The sequence below is a fragment of the Nocardia sp. NPDC057455 genome (genome assembly GCF_042802775.1).
Taxonomy (GTDB): Bacteria; Actinomycetota; Actinomycetes; order Mycobacteriales; family Mycobacteriaceae; genus Nocardia.
Window position 1 is genome coordinate 75999 of the sequence record NZ_JBHVDM010000024.1, and the last position, 9806, is coordinate 85804.

The following is a 9806-nucleotide window of genomic DNA, read 5'->3' on the forward strand; positions in this document are numbered from 1 at the left end:
CGGGCTCACCGGTAGCTGCGACGGTCGTCGCGGCGCTCGTCGCGGCCGTCGCGACGGCGTTCGACCTCGAACACCTGGTGGTACAGCAGCGCGTGTACCTGCTGGACCGACGGGATGTCGTCGTATTCCAGCGGCTCGGAGGAGGACGACTCGATGATCAGCGTCCCGGTGCCGAGCAACCGATCGAAAAGTCCGTGCCGGAACTGCACGCTGGAGATCCGGCTCATCGGAATGTCGATGCCGCTGTGCGTGAGCACGCCCTGACGCACCAGCACCCGCCGGTCGGTGATGATGAAATGCGTCGACTTCCATCGGACAATCGGTGCGGCACAACGCCATAGGAGTATCGCCAGATACACCACGAGCACCGTGACGAGCAGCGCCGAACCGGTGGTGCCCGTGGCCTTCTGCGAGACGAGTCCCCCTGCGAAACCGGCGAGTGCCGTGGCCACGATGAGCGTCACGATCGGCCAGAAGAGCATTTTCCAATGCGGGTGGCGATGCAGCAGCAGCTGTTCCTCGGGCGCCAGCGCATCCTCCGGATAACCCATATCAGGAACACTACCGCCTGAAGATGCCGGAACGGCTGACACCACAGCGCGTCATGCTGCACAATCGGCACCCTGCGTGTGACGATTCCGCGCAGTGGCTCTCTGTATCGCGCAACGCCCGGCTCACCATCATCGCCGATTCCGACCGTGGAGGACCGCGTGACCAAAGACCTGACCCCGCTGCAAATCCTGGCCGAACTCGAACCCGTCGCCGAAGAGAACGTCAATCGGCACCTGTCCATGGCGAAAGACTGGAATCCGCACGATTACGTGCCGTGGAGCCAGGGCCGCAATTTCGCCGCGCTGGGCGGCGTCGACTGGGAGCCGGAGCAATCGCACCTCGGTGAGGTGGCCCGGGTCGCCATGATCACCAATCTGCTCACCGAGGACAACCTGCCCTCCTACCACCGGGAGATCGCGCAGAACTTCTCCGAGGACGGCCCGTGGGGCACCTGGGTCGACCGCTGGACCGCCGAGGAGAACCGTCACGGCATCGCCATGCGGGACTACCTGGTCGTCACCCGCGCCGTCGATCCGGTCGCCCTGGAAGAGGCCAGGATGATCCATATGAGCAACGGCGTCCAGTCGCCGGAAGGGTGGGGCGGATTCCTGGCGAGCGTCGCCTACGTCACCTTCCAGGAGCTGGCCACCCGTGTGTCGCACCGCAATACGGGCAAGGCGTGCAACGACGCCGTCGCCGACCGCCTGCTCCAGCGCATCTCCGCCGACGAGAACCTGCACATGATCTTCTATCGCTCGCTGTGCGGCGCCGCGCTGGACCTGGTCCCCGACCAAGCGCTGCCCGCGATCACCAGGATCGTCCAGAATTTCCTGATGCCCGGCGCCGGGATGCCGAATTTCCGCCGCTACGGCGTGCTGATGGCAAAGCACGGCATCTACGATCTGCGCCAGCATCTGGAGGAGGTCTTGCAGCCGGTGCTCAAGCAGTGGAATGTCTTCGACCGCTCGGATTACGGGCCGCGCGGCGAGCAGGCGCGCGACGAATTGGGCGCGTTCTTGGAGAAACTCGGCAAGGACGTGATCAAGTTCGAGGAGCAGCGCGATCGCGCACTCGCCAGGGATGCCGAGCGCGGCCTCGCCCAGCGCGTCTGAGGCCGCCGGGCTCAGCGATCAGGGCGCGGGTCTGCGCAGGGTCCGCTCGCACCTCGGGGACTCGGGCTCGCCGCGGCTGGACAGCAGCACCGAATCGAGCGCACCGGCGCTGAACGTGAATCATCTCCGCGGCGCCGGTGAGAACCGAGGTAGACGGCGCTCGTAGGTCCGGCAGTGGGGCGGCGCGGAGCTCGCCGCCCTACTGCCGAGGCCGTGGGCACGAACGCCGCCCTACTGGAGGCCATAGGCACGCGCGCCGCGCCGCCGAAGATGCGGATGCTCAGTATTGAGCGCGCAAATGCGTGACGTCGCCCGCGGACACCGCTCGGTCGCCGATGAGCAGGCGGCCGTAGCCGTCGACGCCCTCGGCGACGCCGGTCAATGTCTGGTCGCCGGGCAGCTCGGCGCGGACCTCGCTGCCGATCGTGGCGCACCGCTCGCGATAGGCCGCGGATAGCTCATCGATCGCCCAATCCGCGTCGCGCCACGCGGTGAAGCGACGGGCGAACTCGGTCAGCAGCGATCGCACGAGCACCGTGCGATCGGTCTGCCGAGCGCCGGCGATGGTCAGTGACGTGGCGTGCGGCACCGGCAGTTCCTCCTCGGTCAGGCTCACGTTGAGTCCGAGCCCGATCACCACGGCAGGCGCTCCACTGCCCGCGCTCACCGCGACCTCGGCCAGGATGCCCGCCACCTTGCGGCCCTCGATCAGCACGTCGTTCGGCCACTTGAGCTCGGCGGGCACGCCCGCCGTGGCCGTCAGCGCGTCGACCACGGCGACGCCGGTCAGCAGTGCCAGCCAGGCGAGCGAGGCGGGGCCGATCCCGGGCAACCGCACCAGCAGCGACATCGCCAACTGCGCCCGCGGCGGGCTGACCCAGGTCCTGGCGTGCCTGCCGCGGCCCTGGACCTGGGTCTCGGCCAGCAGAACCAGGCGGTCGGCGGCCGGATCGGCCGCACGCGCGATCAGATCCGCGTTCGTGGACCCGGTGGACTCGACCACGTCGATCCGCGTGAAGAACGACAGCTCGGGCGACTCGACGGCACTGCGCCGCAACTGCTCTGCATCCAACGGTGGCCTTTGCACACCGGCAGGCTACTCGTCGTGCGGGGCGCTACCCGACCAGGTCGTACCTGGAGACGATCGGGTCGCGCGCCGCCGCGTACATACCCTCGCCGTCCTCCCGCTCGCCTTCGGCCGTCTCGGCCCACAACTCGGGCTCGTCGTACTTCGGCGCCGTCTCGGTGGGCCGCGTCCACGCCGTGGCGGCCGCGTACTCGGCGCGAGTTCTACCCCATTCCCACATGACGCGTTCCTCCCCCTCGTTCGGAAATCCGTCGCCCTCAGGCTAAGCGGGCACGACCGGTCGGCGATACTCATTTTCCGCCTTCCGAACCCTGCTACCGACCAGGAAGTTTGTCTGGGAAATCTGATCTAGCTGCGGTTTTCTACTCACCGGTAGCCCGGTGTTGGTTAGAAAGGAAGCGCTGGTACTGGTTACACTCCGATGCCATGACGAGTGTCCAGCAGCAGCCCGCATCAGGTCCGGCGGGCTCCCCCGATATCCACACCACCGCCGGGAAGCTGGCTGACCTGCGGAATCGGCTGGAAGAGGCGAAGCACCCGATGGGTGAGGCCGCGGTCGACAAGGTGCACGCGAAGGGCAAGATGACCGCCCGCGAGCGCATCCTCGCGCTGCTGGACGAAGGTTCCTTCGTCGAACTCGACGCGCTGGCCCGCCACCGCAGCGTCAACTTCGGACTGGAGCACAACCGCCCGCTCGGCGACGGCGTGGTAACCGGTTACGGCACCATCGACGGCCGCGACGTCTGCATCTTCAGCCAGGACGTCACCGTGTTCGGCGGCAGCCTGGGCGAGGTCTACGGCGAGAAGATCGTCAAGGTGATGGACCTGGCCCTGAAGACCGGCCGCCCGCTGATCGGCATCAACGAGGGCGCGGGCGCGCGCATCCAGGAGGGCGTCGTCTCACTCGGCCTCTACGGCGAGATCTTCCACCGCAACATCCAGGCCTCCGGCGTGATCCCGCAGATCTCGCTGATCATGGGCCCGGCCGCCGGTGGTCACGTGTACTCCCCCGCGCTGACCGACTTCGTCGTGATGGTCGACGGCACCAGCCAGATGTTCGTCACCGGCCCGGATGTCATCAAGACGGTCACCGGTGAGGACGTCACCATGGAGGACCTGGGCGGCGCGCATACGCACATGACCAAGTCCGGCGTCGCGCACTACGTCGCCTCCGGCGAGCAGGACGCCCTGGACTACGTCAAGGATCTGCTGTCCTACCTGCCGAGCAACAACCGCGCCGAGGCGCCGCGGTTCCCGGCCACCGACCCGATCGACGGCGCGATCGAGGACTCGCTCACCGACGAGGATCTCGAGCTGGACACGATCATCCCGGACTCGCCGAACCAGCCCTACGACATGCACGAGGTGATCCGTCGTCTGCTCGACGACGACGAGTTCCTCGAGGTGCAGGCCGAGCGCGCGATGAACATCATCGTCGGCTTCGGCCGGATCGATGGCCGCAGCGTCGGCATCGTGGCCAACCAGCCCACCCAGTTCGCGGGCTGCCTGGACATCGACGCCTCGGAGAAGGCCGCACGCTTCGTGCGCACCTGCGACGCGTTCAACATCCCGATCATCACCCTGGTGGACGTGCCCGGCTTCCTGCCCGGCACCGGCCAGGAGTACAACGGCATCATCCGGCGCGGCGCGAAGCTGCTCTACGCCTACGGTGAGGCCACTGTGGGCAAAATCACGATCATCACGCGCAAGGCCTACGGCGGCGCTTACGACGTCATGGGTTCCAAGCACATGGGCGCCGATGTGAACCTCGCCTGGCCGACCGCCCAGATCGCCGTCATGGGAGCTTCCGGGGCCGTCGGATTCGTCTACCGCAAGCAGCTGCAGCAGGCCGCCAAAGACGGCGGAGACGTCGATGCGCTGCGGCTCGAGTTGCAGAACGAGTACGAGGACACGCTTGTGAACCCGTACGTCGCCGCCGAGCGCGGTTACGTGGACGCGGTGATCCCGCCGTCGCACACCCGCGGTCAGATCGTGTCCGCGCTGCGACTGCTCGAACGCAAGATGGTGACCCTTCCGCCGAAGAAACACGGCAACATCCCGCTGTGATCGAGCGATACGCTCGATAGGCCGCGCACAAAGGGTGGCATCGGCCTCGGTAACACTTACGCTGGCGTGTACCGGCTTGTTGCAGAGACGCAATGAGTGCATCCGAGGACGAATGCTTCATCCGTAGCTAGTCGGAAAACGGGAATAGCCTGATCAGTCCGCTGATAGAGGCAAAGAGAGGACCTGGCACTGTGACGACCGTGGCAGAAGAAGATGTGTTGAGCGCCGTCGAACTGGATCTCGCAGTCGACCCGATCGCCGACGAGACCGGTGCTTCCACCGGCTCGAACGCGGCAGCGCTATCCGCCGAGGCCACCGCTGAGCCGTTCTTCCGTGTCGTGAAGGGCTCGCCGAGCGACGAGGAACTCGCCGCGCTGGTGTGCGTACTGTCCGCCGTGGCGAACAACGCCGCGCACACCGGACCCGCGGGCCCGCCCGATATGTGGGGCCACCCGACGCTGATGCACCGCGGCTCTTCGCCGTTCTCCCCGTACGCCTTCCCGCAGCTGTCCCACTTGCGCGGGTGACGCGGCTGATCCTGGCTTCCGCGTCCCCGGCCCGCCGGGAGGTTCTCCGCTCGGCGGGTATCGACCCGATCGTCCGGGTCTCCGCCGTGGACGAGGACGCGGTCGCCGCCGCCCTCCCAGAGGGCACGCCACCCCACGCGGTCGTGGTGGAACTCGCGCGCGCCAAAGCGGCCGCCGTGGCCGCCGACATTCCGGAGCTTGCCGACGACTGCGTTGTGGTGGCTTGCGATTCGATGCTGCTCGTCGACGGCGAGTTGCAGGGCAAGCCGCACACCCCGCAGGTCGCTCGCGCGCGGTGGGGCGACATGGCCGGGCGCAGCGCGGACCTGGTCACCGGTCACTGCGTGGTGCGGATGCGGGATGGCCGGATCACCGCCGAGGCGGTCGACTGCAGCAGCACCACCGTGCACTTCGCCAAGCCGGAGCCGGACGAGCTGGACGCCTACATCGCGACCGGTGAGCCGCTCGAGGTGGCAGGCGCGTTCACCTTGGACGGGCTGGGCGGCTGGTTCGTCGATCGCATCGATGGCGACCCGTCCAGCGTCATCGGCATCGGGCTACCACTGCTGCGCCGACTGCTTGGCGATGTTGGGATCGGCGTTACGCAGCTGTGGGGCCACACGGCCTGACGGCGCGGTGAACGCCTCGGCGTCCCCACCGGGGGGCGCCGTCGACGCCTGCTGGGTCTCGGCGCGCTGCGCCGCGATGAGTTCCAGCCGGGCCACGCACAGCTCCGGTTCGACGAACGGATGCATCCGCACGTCGATCGTCCCGTGCGCGCCGCCCCGGTCGAGCACCTCTTCGATCAGCCCGAGGTGCACGCCGCACACCACTTCGGAGTGCGTCCGCGCCAATTCGCGCAGCGGGCACGCCGTCAACCGGATCAGCACCTTGCCCTCGGTCTCCGGGGACGGGTCGCGCTCGGGCGCGAAGCCCAATTCCGACATCAACGTCATCGTGAGGTCCTTGGCGTCCTCCAGCGACTCCACCCGATGGTCACCCACGTCGAGTCTGCTGCCCCAGGCGCGACCGGCCGCGACCGCGGCCTCCGATCGGCGCCGCGCGTCCGGGCCGAGCTGATCGGCGAGCACCTGCGCCAGATCCTGGTAGCCCACCGATCGCTGCACCGCGCTGTATCCGATGCGCGGCCGCCCACGGCCGCGCGGCGGCTGCTGGAACTGCCGGACGAGGGATTCCCTGGTCAGCACATCGAGATGGAATCGGACCGTGGTGACGTGCTGTCCGGTGATTCTGGCCAGTTCCTGGGCGTCGAGAGGCTCGCTGGCGCCACGTAGGATCGCGAGCAGTCGCCGCCGCGGCCAAGAATCGGACATAGCTCACCCCTCCTCCCGGGAGACTTTATCGGATGTAGGTGCCCTTTATTCGGCCCTCATCCGATTTGTGATCTGAAACGAGAGTCACTGTCGCCTCACACCTACCATCGCTGTTCGGCCTCGAACCGCTGCCACCACCGTCCACCCATGCGTGAAGGACCCAAACACCGTGCCCGTCGCTCCGGACCCTCATCCCTCACTCGGTTCCTACGCACACCCTCACCGACTAGTAACCACGGAGTGGCTGTCGGCAAACCTAGGCGCGCGGGGACTCGAGATCATCGAGGCCAACGAGGACACCCTGCTGTACGACATCGGGCACGTTCCGGGCGCCACCAAACTGGATTGGCGAAGCGATCTGAACGATCCGGTCACGCGCGACTATATCGACGGAACCCGCTTCACCGAACTCATGCGCGCCAAAGGGATCGAACGTGACGACACAGTCGTTATCTACGGCGATCGCGGGAACACCCAGGCGGCGCACACGGCGTGGGTGTTCGCCCTGTTCGGGCACGAGGACGTGCGCCTGCTCGACGGCGGACGCACGGCGTGGATCTCCGAGGGGCGCGACACGACATTCGAGCCCGGCTATCCGGTGCGCAGCGCCTACCCGGCCGTGCGCCGGGACGACAGCACCTTCCGCGCGTTCCGTGAGGACGTGCTCGCCCACCTCGGCAAACCGGTGATCGACGTGCGCTCGGCCGAGGAGTACTCCGGCACGCGCGTGCTCGAACCAGCCGATCCCGAGGGCGCGGCGCTGCGCGGCGGCCACATCCCCACCGCGTCGAACATTCCGTGGACCGAGGCGTGCGCCGCCGACGGCGGTTTCCGCTCGCGCGCCGAACTCGACGACGTCTACCGCGCGTCGGCCGGCCAGGACGAGGTGATCGTCTACAGTCGAGTCGGCGCGCGATCCAGCCACAGCTGGTTCGTCCTGACCTACCTGCTCGGGCGCGACGGTGTACGCAACTACGACGGATCCTGGACCGAGTGGGGGAATTCGGTGCGGATGCCGATCGCCAAGGGGGACGACCCCGGCGAGGTGCCCGCGCGCGGCGGTTCGCGGCGCACCCGGAACAGGTGAGTCGGGGGCGGTCCCAAACACAGATCGCGTACGTTGTGATCCGCGACCTACTGTTCAGTAGGACTAGCCGAGTTCGGCGTCTGTTGGCAGACTGCCTACACTCGCCCGAGACGTAAACAAGTCGATTATGGGAGCGGAGGCTGCGCAGCGACCCCATCCCCCGGCGAAGCGACCAGAAGAATGCACACAGGAGGCTCAGTGCCCAGCCATGCCAGCGCGCGGATCACAAAGGTACTCGTAGCTAACCGAGGCGAGATCGCCGTGCGCGTGATCCGGGCGGCCAAGGACGCCGGTATCGGCAGCGTCGCGGTCTACGCCGAGCCGGACGCCGATGCCCCGTTCGTCAAGCTCGCCGACGAGGCCTTCGCCCTGGGCGGCCAGACCTCGGCCGAGTCGTACCTCGTGTTCGACAAGATCCTCGACGCCGCCGCCAAGTCCGGCGCCGACGCCATCCACCCCGGTTACGGCTTCCTCTCCGAGAACGCCGACTTCGCCCAGGCCGTCATCGACGCCGGGCTGATCTGGATCGGCCCCTCCCCCCAGTCCATTCGCGACCTGGGTGACAAGGTCACCGCGCGGCACATCGCCGAGCGCGCGAAGGCGCCGATGGCCGCGGGCACCAAGGACCCGGTGAAGAACGCGACCGAGGTCGTCGAGTTCGCCGAGAAGTACGGTGTGCCGGTCGCCATCAAGGCGGCCTTCGGTGGTGGCGGGCGCGGCATGAAGGTCGCGCACTCCATCGAGGAGATCCCGGAACTGTTCGACTCGGCCGTGCGCGAGGCCACCGCCGCCTTCGGCCGCGGCGAGTGCTTCGTCGAGCAGTACCTGGACAAGGCCCGCCACGTCGAGGCACAGGTCATCGCCGACAAGCACGGCAACGTCATCGTCGCGGGCACCCGCGACTGCTCGCTGCAGCGGCGCTTCCAGAAGCTCGTAGAGGAGGCCCCCGCGCCGTTCCTGTCCGACGAGGTGCGCGCGAAGATCCACGCTTCGGCCAAGGCCATCTGCAAGGAAGCCGGCTACTACGGCGCGGGCACCGTCGAGTACCTGGTGCAGGGCGAGACCGTCTCCTTCCTCGAGGTGAACACCCGTCTGCAGGTCGAGCACCCGGTGACCGAGGAGACCGCGGGCATCGACCTGGTGCGCCAGCAGTTCCGCATCGCCAACGGCGAGAAGCTGGAGATCACCGAGGACCCGACGCCGCGCGGCCACGCCTTCGAGTTCCGCATCAACGGCGAGGACGCCGGTCGCGGCTTCCTGCCCGCCCCCGGCCCGGTCAGCGTGTACTCCGAGCCGTCGGGCCCCGGTGTGCGCGTGGACTCCGGTGTGGTGGCCGGCAGCGTGATCGGCGGACAGTTCGACTCGATGCTGGCCAAGCTGATCGTCACCGGCGAGAACCGCACCCAGGCGCTGGAGCGGGCGCGGCGCGCGCTGGCCGAGTTCGAGGTCGACGGCCTGGCCACGGTCATCCCGTTCCACCGGGCGATCGTCGAGGACCCGGCGTTCATCGGTGACGGCGAGAAGTTCGACGTCTACACCAAGTGGATCGAAACCGAGTGGGTCAACACCGTCGAGCCGTTCACCGGCGCGGGCGCCCCGGCCGACGAGGACGAGGACCAGCCGCGGCAGAAGGTCGTCGTCGAGGTCGGCGGCCGCCGGGTCGAGGTCTCGCTGCCGGGCAACTTCACCGTCGGCGCCGGTGCGGCCGGTGCGGCGGGCAACGGCGCCGGTGTGATCCGCAAGAAGCCCAAGCCGCGCAAGCGTGGCGGCGCGGGCGGCGGCGCGGCCTCCGGTGACGCGGTCACCGCTCCGATGCAGGGCACCGTCGTCAAGGTCGCGGTGGAAGAGGGCCAGTCGGTCGAGGCGGGCGATCTGATCGTGGTGCTCGAGGCCATGAAGATGGAGAACCCGGTCAACGCTCACAAGGCGGGCGTGGTCACCGGCCTGTCCGTCGAGACGGGCGCGGCGATCACCCAGGGCACCGAGGTGATGGCACGGACCGCGGCCTGTCCCATGCGGCGGAACGGCGAGGTGATCGCC

General features: G+C 68.1%; 10 protein-coding genes. 6 read left to right on the forward strand and 4 right to left on the reverse strand.

The genetic code is table 11. The features are described 5' to 3' along the window. Positions 1–5: 5 nt before the first annotated feature. A complete protein-coding gene (locus tag ACFU5M_RS12870; RefSeq protein ID WP_379048368.1) occupies positions 6–551 on the reverse strand; it encodes a PH domain-containing protein in 546 nt (181 codons plus the stop codon). A gap of 159 nt (positions 552–710) precedes the next feature. Here ACFU5M_RS12870 and ACFU5M_RS12875 point away from each other — a divergent pair, with 159 nt between their 5' ends. Then, positions 711–1664, forward strand: a complete 954-nt coding sequence (locus tag ACFU5M_RS12875) for an acyl-ACP desaturase (protein ID WP_379048370.1) — start codon at positions 711–713, stop codon at positions 1662–1664. Between the two features lie 280 nt (positions 1665–1944). Here ACFU5M_RS12875 and ACFU5M_RS12880 read toward each other — a convergent pair whose 3' ends face one another. Next, a complete protein-coding gene (locus ACFU5M_RS12880) occupies positions 1945–2751 on the reverse strand; it encodes a biotin--[acetyl-CoA-carboxylase] ligase (RefSeq protein WP_379048372.1) in 807 nt (268 codons plus the stop codon). A 28-nt stretch (positions 2752–2779) separates the two neighbouring features. Continuing rightward, on the reverse strand, positions 2780–2971 hold the full coding sequence (locus ACFU5M_RS12885; protein ID WP_379048374.1) for a hypothetical protein: 192 nt from the start codon (positions 2969–2971) through the stop codon (positions 2780–2782). 206 nt (positions 2972–3177) lie between these two features. On the opposite strand from ACFU5M_RS12885, the gene ACFU5M_RS12890 reads away from it, so the two are divergent. From ACFU5M_RS12890 to ACFU5M_RS12900, 3 genes are all read left to right on the forward strand, one after another. Further along, on the forward strand, positions 3178–4818 hold the full coding sequence (locus tag ACFU5M_RS12890) for an acyl-CoA carboxylase subunit beta (RefSeq protein WP_379048376.1): 1641 nt from the start codon (positions 3178–3180) through the stop codon (positions 4816–4818). A gap of 191 nt (positions 4819–5009) precedes the next feature. After that, complete coding sequence (locus tag ACFU5M_RS12895) at positions 5010–5345, forward strand: acyl-CoA carboxylase subunit epsilon (RefSeq protein WP_379048378.1); 336 nt, start codon at positions 5010–5012, stop codon at positions 5343–5345. Then, complete coding sequence (locus ACFU5M_RS12900; protein WP_379048380.1) at positions 5342–5974, forward strand: nucleoside triphosphate pyrophosphatase; 633 nt, start codon at positions 5342–5344, stop codon at positions 5972–5974. The genes ACFU5M_RS12895 and ACFU5M_RS12900 overlap by 4 nt, the downstream gene beginning before the upstream one ends. Here ACFU5M_RS12900 and ACFU5M_RS12905 read toward each other — a convergent pair. Then, positions 5903–6679 carry a helix-turn-helix transcriptional regulator gene (locus tag ACFU5M_RS12905; protein WP_379048382.1) on the reverse strand — a complete coding sequence of 259 codons (777 nt, stop codon included), beginning with the start codon at positions 6677–6679 and terminating at the stop codon, positions 5903–5905. The genes ACFU5M_RS12900 and ACFU5M_RS12905 overlap by 72 nt on opposite strands. A 169-nt stretch (positions 6680–6848) precedes the next feature. Between ACFU5M_RS12905 and ACFU5M_RS12910 the strand changes: the two genes are divergently transcribed. Together ACFU5M_RS12910 and ACFU5M_RS12915 are read left to right on the forward strand one after the other, a co-directional pair. Then, entirely contained in the window at positions 6849–7766 is a 918-nt protein-coding gene (locus ACFU5M_RS12910) for a sulfurtransferase (RefSeq protein WP_379048384.1), read from the forward strand. 198 nt (positions 7767–7964) lie between these two features. Then, positions 7965–9806 (forward strand): acetyl/propionyl/methylcrotonyl-CoA carboxylase subunit alpha (locus tag ACFU5M_RS12915; protein WP_379048386.1); only part of this gene is annotated, 1842 nt, incomplete at its 3' end.